Origin of the sequence: Clostridium cadaveris, assembly GCF_020911725.1 — a bacterium.
In the GTDB taxonomy this organism is placed as follows: domain Bacteria; phylum Bacillota; class Clostridia; order Clostridiales; family Clostridiaceae; genus Clostridium_X; species Clostridium_X cadaveris.
The window spans coordinates 3,524,752-3,542,552 of record NZ_CP076620.1; the positions used below are offsets into that span (position 1 = coordinate 3,524,752).

The window sequence follows — 17,801 nt, forward strand, 5'->3', positions numbered from 1 at the left end:
ATAGGAGGCTTATTATGATAAATTTTCAATACAATAATCCTGCAAGAGTTATTTTTGGTGATGGTGCTGAAAAATCAATAGAGGCACTTTTCGTAGAATATAATGTTAAATCTTTGCTTTTAGTTTATAGTGGATCCTTTATTAAGGATCTTGGAATATGGGATACTGTTCATTCAACTTGTAAAAAGTTAAATATAGCTTTTTATGAAGAAGGCAATGTTGTGTCTAACCCTAAGATAGAATTAGTTAGGAATTTAGTTTCTCTAGGCAAATCAAAGTCAGTAGATTTTGTTCTAGCTGTAGGAGGAGGAAGTTCAATAGATACTGCTAAGGCTGTATCTATTGGAGTTCCTTATGATGGAGATGTATGGGATTTCTTTGAAGGAAAAAGTAACATAAAAGAAGCTCTTCCAATAGGCGTTATTACCACCTTGCCTTCAAGTGGATCTGAAACTTCAAATTGCTCAATTATATCTAACGGAATTTTAAAAGTTGGAGTTGAAAGTGATTTAATAATCCCTAAATTTGCAGTGATGAATCCTAGGTTTACAATGGGACTTCCACCTTACCAAACATCTTGTGGACTAGCAGATATACTTTCTCATCTATTAGAGCGTTACTTTACAGATGTAGAAAATGTTGATACTACTGACTATTTAATTGAAGGAGCAGTTAAAGCATTAATGCTTAATGCTGAAAGACTTATGATGAACCCAAAAGATTATAATGCTCGTGCTGAAGTTCAATGGCTAGCATCCATAGCTCACAATAATCTTTTAGATACAGGAAGAATTAGTGATTGGGGATCTCATAGAATAGAACATGAGTTAAGTGCACAATATGGTATAACTCATGGTGAAGGAATGTCAGTAGTTCTAGTTGCTTGGACTCATTATATGGCATTAAATAAACCCAAAAAATTAGCTCAGTTAGCTAATAGATTATACGGAATTGATTATCACAATTATACAGAAAAGGAGATGGCCTTAATTCTTTCTAAGAAATTAAAAGAGTTCTTCTCATCTCTTAATCTAAAAACAACTCTTAGTGAACTAAATATTGGTGATGAACATTTTGAGGAAATGGCTCTAAGAGCTACAAATAATAATACCTCTACAGTAGGTCATTATATTCCTCTAGATAAAAATAAATTTATAGATATTTTGCATTTAGCCAAATAATCATAGATTAAAAAATATTGTACCCTAATTGCACAATGTCTACACTAGCGGCCTATCAATTTTGATAGGCTTTTTTATGCTCTAAAAAGAAAAATATTTGTTTCAAAAAGAACATACGTTTGGTATACTAGTAGTAGAGGTGATTGTGATGGATATAAAAGAAAAATTGGAGATTCTTTCAGATGCAGCTAAGTATGATGTATCATGTTCATCATCAGGCTCCAATAGGAAATCTTCCAAAGGTTCTCTTGGGGATGCTTCAGCGTGTGGAATTTGCCATAGCTTTACACCTGATGGAAGATGTATATCCTTGTTAAAAATATTGCTTACAAACTATTGCATTTATGACTGCGCTTACTGCATAAATAGAAAATCAAATGATGTGAGACGTGCATCCTTTACAGTAGATGAAGTTGTTGATTTAACTATAAATTTTTATAGACGCAATTATATAGAAGGTTTATTTTTAAGTTCTGCCATTATAAAAAATCCTAACCATACCATGGAAATGCTTACAAATGTAGTTGAACGTTTAAGGCTTAGAGAAAGCTTTAATGGATATATTCATCTTAAAGCAATACCTGGTGCTGATGATGCTCTTGTAAAGAGAGCCGGTTCTTTTGTAGACAGAATGAGTGTAAATGTAGAACTTCCTTCAAATGATTCTCTAAAGCTTTTAGCTCCAGACAAAGAGAGCAAAAATATATTTACTCCTATGTCTCTAATTTCTAAATCTATAATTCAAAATAACGATGATAGAAAAATTTTTAGAAAAGCCCCTTTGTTCGTTCCTGGAGGGCAAAGCACTCAGATGATTGTTGGTGCTACAAAAGAAACAGATTTAAAAATCCTAAATCTCTCCGAAAATCTGTATGATAAATACAAATTAAAAAGAGTTTACTACTCAGCTTATGTTCCTGTGAATAGCGGCAAACTCCTTCCAGAAGTTACTCAGCCTCCAACTTTAAGAGAGCACAGACTTTATCAAGCTGATTGGCTTTTGAGACTTTACGGATTTAACGTAAATGAGATTTTAAATGATAAAAATCCTAACTTAGACGTGAATGTAGACCCTAAATGTCTTTGGGCTTTAAACAATTTAGATAAATTCCCTATGGAAATAAATAAAGCCTCCTATGAAACATTAATAAGAATTCCAGGTATAGGTTTTAGGGGTGCTAGGAAAATAATAAGTGCCAGAAGACTTGGTCCACTTACCTTTGAAGATCTCAGAAAAATGAATATAACACTAAAAAGAGCTGTGTACTTTATAACCTGCAGCGGAAGATACTATGGTGATATAAAGTTTAGAGAAGATACCTTATATAGGGCATTAAGTCCAAATGTAGATCTAACTGCTGATTCTGAAAAGCCTTTTGAACAGCTTTCCTTTTTCTCTCAAACAGTACTTACTTCAATAACAAGCACAAAAATTACGGGGGAAATGTAATATGATTAAAACTTTAATATTTGATGCTTCCTTCGAAGGATTTCTTACAGCTATTTACGATAGTTTCTATCTACGAACCATGAATGTAGAAATTCATAGCGTTATAACTCATTGCTCAAACTTTTTAAACATGGAAGTACTTGTAGAAACTGACGAAATAAAAGCAGAAAAAGTATACAGATCCATTGAAACTAAATTAAATAAAGATATATTAAGGCAAGTTTATTATCTCTATCTTTACGATACAAATGCCTCATTTACATTAGCTTTTAAATATCTAAAACTAGCTTTTAAGTATGGATCTTCTATTTCACTAGCAAAAAATAATGATATTATAATTTTGGTAGATAAATATTGCCGCAGAGTCACTCTTGAAGCTCATAGATTCACAGGATTTGTTCGATTTAAAGAGGTTTCTCCAATGGTATTTTATTCAAAGATAACTCCTGACTATAACATTCTCCCCCTTCTTATAAATCATTTTGCAAATAGATTTAGTGACCAAAATTTTATAATTCATGATCACACTAGGGAGCTAGCCATATTTTATAACAAGGAGGAATCCATAATAGCTCCGCTTTCCCAAGAAAAAGGTGATGAGCTATCTAATAGTTCTATTAATGAGGATTATGAAGAGCTTTGGAAAAGTTTCTATAAATCCACTACTATAAAAGAGCGGCTTAATCCACGCCAGCAAAGGGGTTATATGCCTAAAAGATATTGGGTAAATTTAAACGAGCTATCCTAGTTGCTAGGATAACTCGTTTAGATTTTCAATTATTAACTTTTATTTTAAAACAAGTCTTTATATAGTTTGTCATTATGCTTAACGGATTATTAGGCATGAATTTAATTGTCAGTACTACGAAAATAATAGTAGCAGATATAATTATTATATCTTTGAAATCCATAAGCTACTCTTTCCTCTCTTCATAAAACTTTGATGATATTATAAGTGATATCTCCATTATAAGAAGTACTACCGCTACTATCATCACCCCAAAAGCCAAAGAATTATTTTCTATCATTGTTCCTATATATTTTATTTTTTCTATAAGTTCTGGTCTATCTTTTATAAGAGTTGTTCCTCCAACTGCTATTATAGGTATTAAAAATATAGGAAACATTGCATACATCTTTGCCTTTGTGTACCCAAATTTAAAGTATATTGGTAATTGTAATGAAGCTAAAACTATATATATTCCGAACATGATTGCTGCAGTAAAAGCTATTTCTTCTATGCTCATTCCGAAACTCATTATCTTATTTAAAACTATACAGCTTATTAAAGAAATAACTCCACTCAATATTCCAAGTCCTATAGTGAAAAGATATCTTCCTCTCACTATAATCTTCCTATTCAAAGATAGAGTACCATAAAAGTTATCTATTCCATTCTTTTCTTGCAATACAAATGGGTAGCTCAAAACCATAACCCCATATATGCCCATCATGCCCAAAATCATTATTACATTCTTATTCATTACTGAGATAAATATACTCATTACTAAAAGCAAGGCTATGTTCTTAACCAAATAGCTTTTTATCATCATAAAATCTAGTTTACAACACTTAATTGTCTTTTCCATACTAATGATCCTCCTTATTCATATAAACTACAATATCATCCAAAGTAGCTTTTTCTGTTATAACGTGAGTCGAAAATCCTCTTAAATTTTCTACATCTATAAGCCCTTCAAAACCTGTTGAATGCTCTCTTAATCCTATAATATTTTTCTTGTCTGAAAGCATTATGTCATCATTTCCACCCTTTATTATGCAATACTTTTCTAAAAGTTCATCCTTTGTGCCAGTGTAGATGATTTTTCCCTTCCTTATAAAGGTTATATAATCAGCTATCTTTTCTAAATCAGAAGTTATATGAGTTGAAAATATTACACTTCTCTCTCCATCTTGAATATACTCTCCTAAAAGATCTATAAATTCATCTCTAGCTACTGGGTCAAGTCCCCCTGTTGGCTCATCTAGTATAAGGACTTTTGCGTTGTGAGAAAATGCAACAGCTATCATAAGCTTCATCTTCATACCCCTGGATAAGTCTTTTACCTTTTTGCTTCTAGAAAGTCCAAATCTTTTAAGATAAGAATCAAAAACTTTACCATCCCATTTCTTATAGAACATACCTACAGCTTTTTCTACATCATTTAAATTCCACTCATCTATATAATAGGGCTGATCAAATACTACAGCCACTTCCTCTTTTACTTTTGACTCATCATCTATATTGTCTAGTCCTAAAACCTTTATAGTTCCACTATCACGTTTAAGCATATTTAAAATAAGCTTTATTGTTGTAGTTTTACCTGCTCCATTAGGACCTATTAATCCCATAATGTATCCCTTTGGTAATTCGAAAGACACATCATTAAGTGTAAATTCCTTGAATCTTTTTGTAACATTTTTAATTTCTATAGCATTACTCATAATTCTCTTCCTCCAACATCATACTAAACATTTCTGTAAGTTCACTTTTACTAATTTTCGCTATTCTGCCTTTGTTAAATGCATTTATAAATGATTCCTCTATTTCCCTAAGTAGCTGCTCTCTTATCATGTCATTATTTTGAGGAAGCACATAGCATCCTTTGCCTTGAACATTGGTGACAAAACCCTCTTGCTGTAAATCATTATAAGCTCTGGTCGTTGTAATAACGCTTATCTTTAAATCCTTTGCTAGCTGCCTTATAGATGGAAGCATATCCCCTTCAGCTACTTCTCCTGAAAGTATAGCTTCTTTTATTTGTTCTTTTATCTGTTCATAGATTGGCATGCCACTGCTATTTGATATTATTATTCTCATATTTATCCTCACCTTATAGTTTTATCTGTTATTACCGTTCATACTGTTTATATTCTATATATACACTATAATCTCACTTGATAATTTTGTCAACAGAATCTTTTCCAAAAATAAAGAAGGCGTTACCGCCTTCTAACAATAAGATCATCTATATTTTACTTTATAATTATTTCCTTCTCTTTCACTGTATTTTGTAATTTGTTTACCACATAAGGCTTGAACTCTGATCCGCTGTAATATCCTTCAGCTTTAATTTCTGTTCCCTTGTCTGTTATAACTTTCTTTAGAATTGTATTTTCACCTATAGAAGATTTTTGAAGTATGATACAATCTTCTAGTTTGGCTCCCCTTTCTATGCTAACTTTTCTAAAGAGTATACAATTCTTCACTTCTCCTTCTATACAGCAGCCATTCGCAACCATGGAGTTTACTACACTGCTTTCAGCCCCATACTTTGTTGGAGGTTCACTCTTTCCCTTTGTATAAATAGGATTGTCCTTATTAAACAATTCTTTTGCAACCTTCTTCTTTAACAAATCCATATTTGCATTATAATAACTGTTCAATGAATTGATACACGCAAGATAACCTTTGAATTCATAAGTACCTACATTCAATGCTGCAACATTATTATTAATGAAACTCTTTATCTTCTTGTATACTCCGTTCAGCATACACTTCTCTAGCATATCTATAAATAAACTCTTTTTCATTATATACATTTCCATGCTTATATTAGCTACAGAGGATCTAGCTATATTTCTCCCCATAGAAACAACTTTTTTATTTTCATCCAAATTCACTACATCACAGTCTTCAAAAGCACTATCTGCATTGCGAACATTTTTATATATTATAGTTATATCATTTTTACTTTGAATATGGTCTTTTAATGCCTCAGCATAATCTATATTACAAATCATATATGATGGCGATAACAATACATAATCATATTTGCTTAATTCTAAAAAATCTATATTGTTATAAAAATTGTGTACATCATTAAGGAATGGTATATCATCTCCAAAATTAAATACTCTAAGTCCATCTGTCTTTCTATCTAAATCCCATGGCTTACCATTACTTATGTGATCCATAAGGGATCTAGACTTATTTTTAGTAAACACTCCTATACTCTCTATGCCTGAGTTAGTCATATTTGAAAGAACAAAATCTATTATTCTATATCTTCCCCCAAAAGGAACTGATGCAAGAGGTCTATTGTTTACTAGTTCCTCCATACGTCTTTCACTTTCATCTAAATTTATTATCCCTAAACATCTGTTCATAACATTACCCCCTATATACGTTATACCACATCCAAAAAGTCTTCTTTTCGTACTCTTTCACTAGCCACTACTTCTATTTTTGTTCCATCCCCAATTAAAGAATCTTTCTTTATTTTTACACTGTCTCCCACTATAGCTTTATCAATTATTACATTATCTCCAATTTTTACATTTGGCATTATTACAGAATTTTTTATAACGCAGTTTTTCCCTACTGATACATCTTGGAATAATACTGAATTCTCAACATTTCCATGAATTGTACAGCCCTCTGAAAGAAGACAATTTCTAACTTTCGCTTCTGCACCTATATATTGTGCTGAGCTTACTGAGTTTGCGGAGAATATTTTCCAATTATCATCGTAAAGATCAAGTTCATTTCCTTCTCTCAATAAATCCATATTTGCTTCCCAAAGGCTTTCTATAGTCCCTACATCTTTCCAATATCCTTGGAATGGATAAGCAAACATATGCCTCTTGTCTCTTATCATGGATGGAATTATATTTTTCCCAAAATCATTGCTAGAGTTTTTATCATTTTCGTCAGCTTTTAAATATTTTTTTAGAAGTTTCCAGTTGAATATATAGATTCCCATAGACGCTTTATTACTCTTTGGATATTGTGGTTTTTCCTCAAATTCATATATAGACATGTCTTCGTTGGTATTCATTATCCCAAACCTACTTGCTTCTTTTTCAGGAACTTCTATTACAGCTATAGTTCCCTCGGCACCAGTAGATTTATGAAAATCAAGCATTTTTGAATAATCCATTTTGTATATGTGATCACCAGATAATATTAGTACATATTCTGGGTCATAACTATCTACAAACTCAATATTTTGGTATATAGCATTTGCAGTACCTTTGTACCATTTCCCGCCTTTTTCTTCTTGATATGGTGGTAATATACTAACCCCACTATCTCTTCTGTCTAAATCCCATGGGACCCCTATTCCTATATGGGAATTAAGTTCTAAAGGTTTGTATTGAGTTAATACTCCTACAGTATAGATACCTGAGTTTGCACAGTTGCTAAGAGCAAAATCAATTATTCTATACTTTCCTCCATAAGGAACCGCTGGCTTTGCTAAATTTTTTGTAAGTACCCCTAATCTGGAGCCCTGTCCACCAGCTAAAATCATGGCTACAATCTCTTTCTTTCTCATAAATTCTCCCCCTTTTTCAACTGATCAAGCTTAGTTCTTTTCTATAAATCCTTTAAAATAATATAGCCTTTAGGCTTAATAATTGTAGGATTTTTGAACTTTTCATCAGCACCTTTTAAATCAAGCTTAAATTGATATCTTAATAAATCTATTACTGAAATAGTCTTACTTTTATCCGATGAGTTTATTATTATTACTATATGGTTATTTCTATAGCTTCTCTTATATGACAAAATTTCCTTTGAAATTGAAACTATAGACAAATCTCCTTTTACAAATATCTCATCTTCTTTTCTAAGACTTATAAGCTTCTTATATATGCTTAAAATTTCATTATTCTCCTTGCCCCAAGGATAAGTTTTTCTATTGTCAGGATCTTTCCCCCCAGTAAGACCTGCCTCATCTCCATAATATACAAGAGGAACCCCTGGTAATGTCATTATCATTAGGACAGCCAATTCTAAATTTCTTATATCTCCTCTAAGCTTAGTCAAAACTCTCTCTGTATCATGATTTCCAAGTAAGTTCATATTGCTATAAAATATATCCCTTGGATAATTTTCATAAATACTTAGCATATGCCTTTTACAGTTTTCTGCTGTTATATCCCCAATGATATAATCAATTATCGCCTGTCTAAACGGATAATTTATTACAGAGTCAAGCTCATTTCCAAATAAATATTTTCTTTTTTCACCATAGCTAATTTTATTTGATGCATCTTCCCATACTTCACCTATTAAAATAGATTCTCTATCTTCTTTTCTTATTCTTTGCTTTAATAGTTCTATGAATTTGTCTGGAAGTTCATCAGCAACATCCAGTCTCCATCCGCTGGCCCCTAGTTTTATCCACTTTGCCGAAATTGAATTTCTGCCAGTTATTATATAATCTAAATAACTAGGTTCAAGTTCTTCTACGTCAGGAAGATTTTTGTCTCCCCACCAGCATTCATAGTCATTTGGAAATTTTCTAAATCTATACCATTTATAATATGGGGATTTTTTGCTCTCATAAGCACCTAATCCCTCATATTCTCCAAATTTATTAAAGTATTTACTATTTGCACCAGTATGATTAAACACTCCATCAAGTATTATTCTAATTCCATTTTCTTTTGCTTTAAAACAAAGTTCCTTAAAGTCTTCTTCACTACCAAACATCTCATCAATTTTCTCATAATCACCCGTATCATATTTATGACAGCTAAAAGCTTTAAATATTGGGTTTAAATATATAATAGTTATTCCTAAGTCCTTCAAATATGGAAGTTTATTTATAACGCCTCTGATATTCCCACCATAAAAATCCCATCTGGCTATACTTCCATCCATATCCTTTATATACATAGGCTCATCGTACCAATTTGAATATATAAAGCTATTTCTTTTAGGACTATTTATATGACCATCTTCATTTCCATTAAAAAATCTATCTACAAAGATTTGATAAACTACTCCTTCTTTATACCAATTTGGAATATACTGATCTTCATAAACAGTAATCTGATATTGTTTAGGGTTTTCTGTATATATCTTACCCTCTCCCCCTAGGGCTTCATCATTGTTACCATAGAAATACTTATTGTCATTATTCTCTATAGTGAAGTAATAATTTATCAGACCTAATTCATTTTCTGTATAGACTTCAGCTTTGTATCTCGCACCTAATCCACCCATATTTTCATAATTCATTACTATATTTTCTTTTCTTTCATTAAAGAATGTTAGGTTTAATTCAACTTTACTGAACACTTCCGTCTCTAATATAATTTCAACTTTTGTACCTTTTTTCACAGCACCAAAGGGATTCCTATATCCCTTTGACTGCGAATTGTGAAAAGCAAAGGTCATTCAAAGCGTGCCTCCTTATAAGTTTTTATATAAAAGAGTTGAACCCCATATACTTGCAGCATATTCTTTTATAGTTCTGTCTGATGAAAATATACCAGAGTGAGCTATATTTATACCGCACATCTTCTGCCACATTCTTGCATCTTTAAAGGTTTCATCTACTTTTTTCTGAATATCTAGATAGGACTCAAAATCCTTTAGTACAAAGAACTCATCGTTGTAAATCATCAAACTGTCATAGATACTCTTAAAGGCATTTTTATCTTGGCAGTACTTCCCATTTATAAGATCTCCAACTGTTCTCTCAAGTTTCTTATCTTCTTTGCACATCTCCACGGCAGAATAGCCGCCATTTTCTATATAATTTAATACCTCCCTAGAGTTCATTCCAAATATAAATATATTTTCATCACCAACTTCATCATGAATCTCTATATTGGCTCCATCTAATGTGGCTATAGTAATAGCTCCATTCATCATAAACTTCATATTTGATGTTCCTGACGCTTCCTTAGTGGTTGTTGATATCTGTTCACTCAAATCTGTTGCTGGAATTATATCCTCTGCAAGGGAAACACCATAGTTCTCTAGAAATACAACTTTTATCTTTTCATTTACTCTAGGGTCGTTATTTACGACTTCTCCTATTGAATTGATTAACTCTATAGTATTCTTAGCTAGATAATATCCAGGCGCTGCCTTTCCTGCAAATATAAATGTTCTTGGTATAATATCCTTGTTTGGATTCTCTATAAGCTGGTTGTACAAATCCATTATTCTAAGACAGTTTAAGGTCTGTCTCTTATAGGCATGAATTCTCTTTACATGAGCGTCAAATAAGGAATTTGGATCTACTATGATGCCTGTTTTGTTTTTTATTATTTTTGCTAAATTCATTTTGTTTTCCAGTTTTATTCTTCCGAGTTCCTCTTGTATATCGGTTTTATTAGCAAATTTTTCAAAGTTTAGCAAATCTGTAGGATGTTTTATAAAGGATTCTCCTATGGTATCACATAAAAGATTTGTGAGCCCTGGATTAGATTTTATAAGCCATCTTCTATGGGTTATTCCATTTGTTTTATTATTAAACTTATTTGGATAGAAGTAGTAAAAATCTTTCATTTCTTCCTTCTTTAATATTTCAGTATGAAGCTTTGCAACTCCATTTACGCTATGGCTTCCAACGATTGCAAGGTGAGCCATTTTTACATATTCATCAGCTATAATAGCCATACTTGATATCTTATCCCACTGACCTATATATTTTCCCCATAGACTTTTGCAGAACCTCTCATTTATCTCTTCTACAATCATATAAATTCTTGGTAAAAGCTTTTTAAACATATCTACAGGCCATTTTTCAAGAGCTTCTGACATTATAGTGTGGTTTGTATAAGATACAGTATTTGTAGTAATTCTCCAAGCTTCTTCCCAAGATAGATTTTCTTCGTCTAATAAAATTCTCATAAGTTCAGGTATTACTAAAGTAGGATGAGTATCATTTATATGAAGAGCTACCTTTTCATCAAAGTCCAATATATCTCCTTTGTGTTTTTTGTAGTGCCTTATTATACTTTGAACTCCTGCAGATACAAAGAAATACTCCTGCTTTAATCTCAGCATTTTTCCTTCATAGAAAGAGTCTTCTGGATAAAGCACTTGAGATATTAATTCCACTGAATTTTTGTACTCTATGGCCTTAAGAAAGTCACCTCTTCTAAAGGATGAATAGTCAAATTCATTGTTTACAGCCTCTGCACTCCAAAGCCTTAAGTTATTTGCTACTTTATTTCTATATCCAACTATAGGGGTATCATAAGGAACAGCCAAGACTGGCTCATAATTTATATGGTGAAAAATAAGCTTTCCATCTACATTTTCAACTTTTACATCGCCACCAAACTTTACTATTTCAGCTTTGTCCTGTCTCCTCCTTTCCCACACATTTCCTTCTCTAAGCCAGTTATCGGAAAGTTCTACTTGTTTTCTATTTATAATTTTTTGTTCGAAAAATCCATATTTATATCTTATTCCACATCCATGTCCTGCTATATTTAATGAAGCCATTGAGTCTAAAAAACATGCTGCAAGCCTTCCAAGACCTCCATTACCTAGACCTTGATCTTGTTCCCATTCTTCCAAATCTTTTAAATTAATATTAAGTTCCTTTAACCCTTCTCTGCAAACATCAAGCATTCCCATATTTAAAAGGGTATCTCCTAAAAGTCTTCCTAGAAGAAATTCCATAGAAAAATAATATATTTGCTTTTCTTTTGTAGAGTTATATCGCTTGTTTGTATCCATAGAAATCTTTAAAATCATCTCTCTTATAAGACTTCCTAAAGCTTCATATCTCTGCTGATTGCTTCCAAATTCAACTTCCTCACCATAAAGTTCTCTATATTTACTTTGATAGTTTTTTATGAAAGTTTTTTTGCTCATCGTATCCATATATGCTCCTCCTAATAAAGCTGCTTTTATTTCCTCTTTACTTTCTAACTTTCCATCACCGATTTATACAGTTCTTTATATTCTTTTGCAGATTTACTCCAACTATTATCATCATTCATTGCTTCTGCTACAATAGTCATCCATATATCTTTGTTTTGGAATAGTTTAAGGGCATATTCTGTCATAATTAAAAGTTCATTAGAGCTATATCCTTTAAAACTAAAGCCATTACCTTTGTTTTCATACTTATTGTATGAACGTATAGTATCTTTAAGTCCGCCAGTTTCGCGAACTATAGGTATTGTTCCATATTTTAAAGCTATCATCTGACCTAAACCGCATGGTTCAAACAAAGATGGCATTAAGAACATATCACATCCAGCATAAATTCTGTGGGAAAGTGCATTATCAAATTTTATATTTACTGATACCTTATTTTTGTATCTCCTTTGAAGATTGATGAATTGATCCTCATAATATTTGTCTCCAGTTCCTAGTATGACTAGCTGCACATCATATTGAAGTATCCTATCTATCACATCCATAATAAGATCTACACCTTTTTGAGCTGTAAGTCTTGAAACCATTCCTATGACAGGAATATCTCTATTTAAGGTAAGCCCTAATTCTCTCTGAAGTTTTACTTTATTCTTTTTCTTCTCTTCGAAAGTATCCAGATTATATTTTTTGAATATATATTTATCCACTGTTGGATTATACTCACTATAATCTATTCCATTTAGGATACCTTTTAAATTATCTTTTTTATCTCTTAGAATTCCATCAAGGCGTTCCCCATATTGAGGTGTCTTAATCTCTTCTGCATAGCTATTGCTTACTGTAGAAATTCTATTAGAATAATTTAATGCTCCTTTCATAAAACTCATACCGCCATAAAATTCAAGACTTCCATCATTAAACAAGCTCATATCATACCCAAATATGTCTGGAAGTACCTTTGGATCAAATACTCCTTGATATAATATGTTATGAATGGAAAATACGGTCTTTATATTTTTGTAAAAATCATCCTTTTTATATTCAACATTTAGCATCACTGGTATCATTCCTGTATGCCAATCATTGCAGTGTATAACATCAGGCTTCCAGTTTATCTCTTTTAAAACTTCAAGCACCGCTTTGTCAAAGTACGCAAATCTTTCTCCATCATCATAGTAACCATAAAGTCCATCTCTGTTGAAATAATACTCATTATCTATAAAATAGTACTTAACACCATCAAGAGTATATTCAAATACGCCACAATACTGATTTCTCCAACTTAGCCTTACCATAAACCATTTAACAAAGTTAAGTTCCATTCTTATATCTTGTCTTATATCTTTATATTTTGGAATGATAACTCTAACATCTACACCTTCCTTTTTTAATGACTTTGGTAATGCCCCAACAACATCACCCAGTCCCCCTGTCTTTATAAAAGGATGTGACTCTGAAGCTGCTATAAGTACTTTCATTAACATTTCCTCCCATCATCTAATCCTATAATTATTGCAGCCATTGGTGGAACCTTTATCTCTATACTATAAGGCTGCCCATGACTTGCTATATTTTGAACTATTAATGGACTGTCTCCCATGACTTGTCCAGATCCTCCATACTTTTTACTATCGCTATTCATAATTTCAACATAGTCACTTAAATGAGGTACTCCTACTCTAAAATCGTAATACACCTCCGAAGTAAAATTACATATAAAGATAAGAGTGTCTTTTTCCTTTTTGCCCATTCTCATAAAACTAATTATGCTTTGCTTATTATTATCAGCATCTATCCATTTGAAGCCATCTATGCTATCATCAAGTTCCCATAATGCTTTCTTTTCTATATAAAGTTTATTTAAATCTCTAACAAAATCCTGAGTCATCTTGTGCATTGGGAATTCATCTATAAGGTTCCATTCAAGCTCTTCATATTCTCTCCATTCTATAAACTGTGCAAACTCCATTCCCATAAAGGTAAGCTTTTTCCCTGGATGTCCCATCATGTAGGATAGATACATCCTCACCCCAGCGAATTGATTCCACCAGTCACCATACATCTTTCCTATTAATGATTTTTTACCATGAACAACTTCGTCATGAGATATTGAAAGAATGAAGTTTTCACTATATTGATACATCATTGCAAAGTTTAATTTGTTGTGGTTATTCTTCTTTTCTTCTGGACTTAGTTCCATATACTCTAAAGAATCATGCATCCATCCCATATTCCACTTAAATTTAAATCCTAATCCTCCTTCTTCTAAAGGCTTGCTTACATTTGGCCATGTAGTTGACTCTTCAGCAATCATCATTATATTATTGTTTTCATCATATATAGCCTTATTTAGTTCCTTTAAAAAATCTATGCCTTCTATATTTTCATTTCCGCCATATTTATTTGGAATCCACTCTCCATCTTTTCTTCCATAGTTCAAATAGAGAATATTTGAAACTGCATCCACTCTCAATCCATCTAAGTGAAATTCCTTTATCCAATACATTGCATTAGATATAAGAAAACTTCTAACTTCAGGTCGTCCTAAATCAAAATTAAAGGTCCCCCATCCTTTATTGTCAGCTTTCCAAAACTCTTCATACTCATAAGTTGGTGTTCCATCAAACATATATAATCCATAAAGATTTTTACAGAAATGTCCTGGTACCCAGTCTAGTATTACCCCAATATTTTTTTCATGAAGTCTATTGACAAGCCTTTTAAATCCTTCTATATTTCCATATCTTGATGTAAGAGAATAATATCCAGTTCCTTGGTAACCCCAAGATTCATCTAAAGGGTATTCAACTAACGGCATAAATTCCACATGAGTATATGACATATTTTCTAAATAATCAGTCAATTTTTCCGATAACTCATCATAAGTTAAGAACTTTCCATCATTTCTTCTCCAAGATCCTATATGCATTTCATATATGTTTATAGGGCTCTCATAAAGTTTTTTTCTGTTTCTCCTTAAATTCCAATTTCTATCTGTCCATTTGAATCTTTCCTTTTTATATACTATGGAAGCAGTGTTTGGTCTTATCTCAGACATTATTGCATATGGGTCTGACTTAAATATAACTTCGCCTTTCTCACTTTTTATTGCATATTTATATAATGTTCCTGGTTCAATCCCTTCTATAAATGCACTCCAAATTCCACCTTTTGAAAGTTTAGTCATCTTGTATTCATCATTAATTTGGAAATCATTTTTATCACATACCACCCATACATTCTTTGCTCTAGGGGCCCAAGTTGAAAATCTAACCCCATGTTTATTATTTTCTGTGACTACATGAGAACCTAAAATTTCATAGGCATTATAATTTTTCCCTTCATGAAATAAATAAGCATTATATTCAGTGATAGTACTTTTATTTATTCTCTGTTTTTTCTCCTTCGTGTCTTTCTTGCTTTCACTTCCTTTTTGAGATGAAGCTTTAGCAACTTCCTTACTACTGGCTCTTTTCAAAATAAATTCCCCCCTTAGCCACAGTTCGATTAATTCTGTATGGTAAAAAAAACAGGTATCATTATTACTAGAATGTTTTATTTTTCTGTAATATCGTACCTGTTTTGGTTATCTACTTTTTAATCAACATTTATATGCTTCTTCCATAAGATGTTGTTTTATAATTCAAATTTCTTTAGTTTAGCAATTATAATATTCTTCAACTTTAGCCCAATCGATTATATTCCATATATTTTTAACATAATCAGCTCTCAAGTTTTTATACTTTAGATAATATGCATGTTCCCATACATCTATAGTTAATATTGGTTTAAGTCCCTTACTTAAAGGTGTATCTTGATTTTGTGTCTTTACTATTTCTAAATGTCCATGTTTTGTTCTTACAAGCCATCCATATCCTGATCCAAATTGAGATATTGCTTCTGCACTTAATTTTTCTTTAAGCTCTTCAACACTACCAAATGTATTATTTATCTCTTCTAATAATTTTCCTTCTGGTGATTTTTTAGGATTTGGAGATAAAAGTGAAAAATATAAATTATGATTTGCTACTCCTCCTCCTTGGTTTATTACACCTTGTCTAATATCCTTTGGTATCTTGTCTGTGTGTGAGAGTATTTGTTCAAGTGACTTGTCATCGGTAAATTTATCATAGCCTTCTAAAAGTGCATTTAGATTGTTTACATAGGTTTGTAAGTGCTTATTGTAATGAATATTTACAGTCTCTGCATCAATATATGGCTCTAATGCATCATAGGAATATGGTAGTACTATCTTCTCGTATTTCATAAAATCATCCTCCATAAAATTATTATTAATAATTTGTAAACCAATTATTTAATTGCTTTTGCTTTACTTTATGTAAATATATTACTATTATATCACATTTTTTACAATTATGTTGTTATAAAATCAAATATATATTAAAATATTATTCAAAATAGTAATTAAAGAAGGTGTCATTAATGAAAATAGCAATATTATCTGATATTCATGGATATCCCGAAAATTTTTCTAAAGCTCTAGAATATTTCAGCGGCTGCGATATGATTTTATGTGCTGGAGATATACTTTACCATGGTCCAAGAAATCCAATATTAGATGGTTATAATCCTAAAGCCCTAGTAGAAGAAATCAAAAAATGTCCAATACCTATTTTGATTTCTAGAGGAAATTGTGATGCTGAGGTTGACCTCATGGTTTTAGATCTCCCACTAATAAGTGAATACATAGTTTATGAAAAAGATGGTACAAGATTCATAATGACTCATGGTCATAATCAAGATGGCTGTGATCTTGAAAAAATAGCATCAACCTACAATGCAGATGTAATCATAACCGGTCATACCCATGTAAGAAAATGCCTAACTAAAGATGGTGTAACATATATAAACCCAGGATCTATTTCTGTACCTAAAGGTGATGGAATACCTAGTGTATGTATATATGAAAATGGAAAGTCTACATTCATAGATATATCTACGGGGAAAAAATTATAGTTAATTTAAGATTGGATTGTTTGAATAAGATTACTAAATATGTTAATATTGTGTAAATAAGATTTTGAACCAAATTTCAAATAGGGAGGCGATACCATGTTAATTGTAACTACTGATAATATTCCAGGAAAAGAAATAGTAGAAGTAATAGGTTTAACCAAAGGAAGCACAGTAAGATGTAAAAATATTGGTAGAGATATAGGTGCAAGCTTTAAAAACTTAGTTGGTGGTGAAATGACAGGCTACAATGAAATGCTTATAGAAGCGAGGCAGATTGCTATAGGAAGAATGGTTGATGATGCCACAGCTCAAGGAGCTAATGCCATAGTGTGTATGAGACTTGCTTCTTCTGCAATAGCTGCCGGTGCTGCTGAAATTGTTGCTTATGGAACCGCTGTAGTTATTTCAGAGTAAAATTAATATGTATATTATTATGATTCTAATATCACTTTTTTATCTCTCAATAATCATTGGTTCTATAGTACTTTTAATATGGGCCATATGTAACAGATGTAAAGAGAAAAAGAGAGAAAAAGTCTTGCACAAAGATTATGATAAGTATTAAAAAAGGTATAGTCAAACTTAGAGTTTAAGGTTTGACTATACCTTT

General features: G+C 31.7%; 15 protein-coding genes. 5 read left to right on the plus strand and 10 right to left on the minus strand.

Annotation, left to right across the window (positions count from 1 at the left end):
- Positions 1-14 precede the first annotated feature (14 nt).
- From KQH81_RS17045 to KQH81_RS17055, 3 genes are all read left to right on the plus strand, one after another.
- Complete coding sequence (locus KQH81_RS17045) at positions 15-1,181, plus strand: iron-containing alcohol dehydrogenase (RefSeq protein ID WP_230028536.1); 1,167 nt, start codon at positions 15-17, stop codon at positions 1,179-1,181.
- Between the two features lie 148 nt (positions 1,182-1,329).
- The gene (locus tag KQH81_RS17050; RefSeq protein ID WP_027639319.1) at positions 1,330-2,631 is read left to right on the plus strand and encodes a putative DNA modification/repair radical SAM protein; all 1,302 of its coding nucleotides are present in this window, start codon (positions 1,330-1,332) and stop codon (positions 2,629-2,631) included.
- A 1-nt stretch (position 2,632) separates the two neighbouring features.
- Positions 2,633-3,379 (plus strand): TIGR03915 family putative DNA repair protein, encoded by a 747-nt coding sequence (locus tag KQH81_RS17055; RefSeq protein WP_207719581.1) that lies wholly within the window; start codon positions 2,633-2,635, stop codon positions 3,377-3,379.
- Between the two features lie 166 nt (positions 3,380-3,545).
- On the opposite strand, the gene KQH81_RS17060 is transcribed toward KQH81_RS17055, so the two are convergent.
- From KQH81_RS17060 to KQH81_RS17105, 10 genes are all read right to left on the minus strand, one after another.
- Complete coding sequence (locus tag KQH81_RS17060) at positions 3,546-4,220, minus strand: ABC-2 transporter permease (protein WP_230028538.1); 675 nt, start codon at positions 4,218-4,220, stop codon at positions 3,546-3,548.
- Position 4,221: 1 nt separating this feature from the next.
- On the minus strand, positions 4,222-5,076 hold the full coding sequence (locus KQH81_RS17065) for an ABC transporter ATP-binding protein (protein ID WP_230028540.1): 855 nt from the start codon (positions 5,074-5,076) through the stop codon (positions 4,222-4,224).
- Positions 5,069-5,452, minus strand: coding sequence for a GntR family transcriptional regulator (locus KQH81_RS17070; RefSeq protein ID WP_027639323.1), 384 nt, complete (start codon positions 5,450-5,452; stop codon positions 5,069-5,071). Before KQH81_RS17070 ends, KQH81_RS17065 begins: the two co-directional genes overlap by 8 nt.
- Positions 5,453-5,607: 155 nt before the next feature.
- Positions 5,608-6,741 carry a glucose-1-phosphate adenylyltransferase subunit GlgD gene (gene glgD, locus KQH81_RS17075; RefSeq protein WP_027639699.1) on the minus strand — a complete coding sequence of 378 codons (1,134 nt, stop codon included), beginning with the start codon at positions 6,739-6,741 and terminating at the stop codon, positions 5,608-5,610.
- 20 nt (positions 6,742-6,761) lie between these two features.
- Complete coding sequence (locus tag KQH81_RS17080) at positions 6,762-7,910, minus strand: glucose-1-phosphate adenylyltransferase (RefSeq protein WP_074845613.1); 1,149 nt, start codon at positions 7,908-7,910, stop codon at positions 6,762-6,764.
- A 41-nt stretch (positions 7,911-7,951) separates the two neighbouring features.
- The gene (locus tag KQH81_RS17085; RefSeq protein ID WP_230028542.1) at positions 7,952-9,763 is read right to left on the minus strand and encodes a glycoside hydrolase family 13 protein; all 1,812 of its coding nucleotides are present in this window, start codon (positions 9,761-9,763) and stop codon (positions 7,952-7,954) included.
- Between the two features lie 15 nt (positions 9,764-9,778).
- Positions 9,779-12,214, minus strand: coding sequence for a glycogen/starch/alpha-glucan phosphorylase (locus tag KQH81_RS17090; protein WP_230028544.1), 2,436 nt, complete (start codon positions 12,212-12,214; stop codon positions 9,779-9,781).
- Positions 12,215-12,258: 44 nt separating this feature from the next.
- A complete protein-coding gene (gene glgA / locus KQH81_RS17095) occupies positions 12,259-13,692 on the minus strand; it encodes a glycogen synthase GlgA (protein WP_230028546.1) in 1,434 nt (477 codons plus the stop codon).
- Positions 13,692-15,692 (minus strand): 1,4-alpha-glucan branching protein GlgB, encoded by a 2,001-nt coding sequence (gene glgB, locus KQH81_RS17100; protein ID WP_243174278.1) that lies wholly within the window; start codon positions 15,690-15,692, stop codon positions 13,692-13,694. Before glgB ends, glgA begins: the two co-directional genes overlap by 1 nt.
- A 180-nt stretch (positions 15,693-15,872) precedes the next feature.
- Positions 15,873-16,481, minus strand: a complete 609-nt coding sequence (locus KQH81_RS17105; protein ID WP_074845604.1) for a superoxide dismutase — start codon at positions 16,479-16,481, stop codon at positions 15,873-15,875.
- 176 nt (positions 16,482-16,657) lie between these two features.
- Between KQH81_RS17105 and yfcE the strand changes: the two genes are divergently transcribed.
- Together yfcE and KQH81_RS17115 are read left to right on the plus strand one after the other, a co-directional pair.
- Positions 16,658-17,191, plus strand: coding sequence for a phosphodiesterase (gene yfcE / locus KQH81_RS17110; RefSeq protein ID WP_230028548.1), 534 nt, complete (start codon positions 16,658-16,660; stop codon positions 17,189-17,191).
- A gap of 96 nt (positions 17,192-17,287) precedes the next feature.
- Positions 17,288-17,605 (plus strand): heavy metal-binding domain-containing protein, encoded by a 318-nt coding sequence (locus KQH81_RS17115; protein ID WP_027639707.1) that lies wholly within the window; start codon positions 17,288-17,290, stop codon positions 17,603-17,605.
- Positions 17,606-17,801 lie beyond the last annotated feature (196 nt).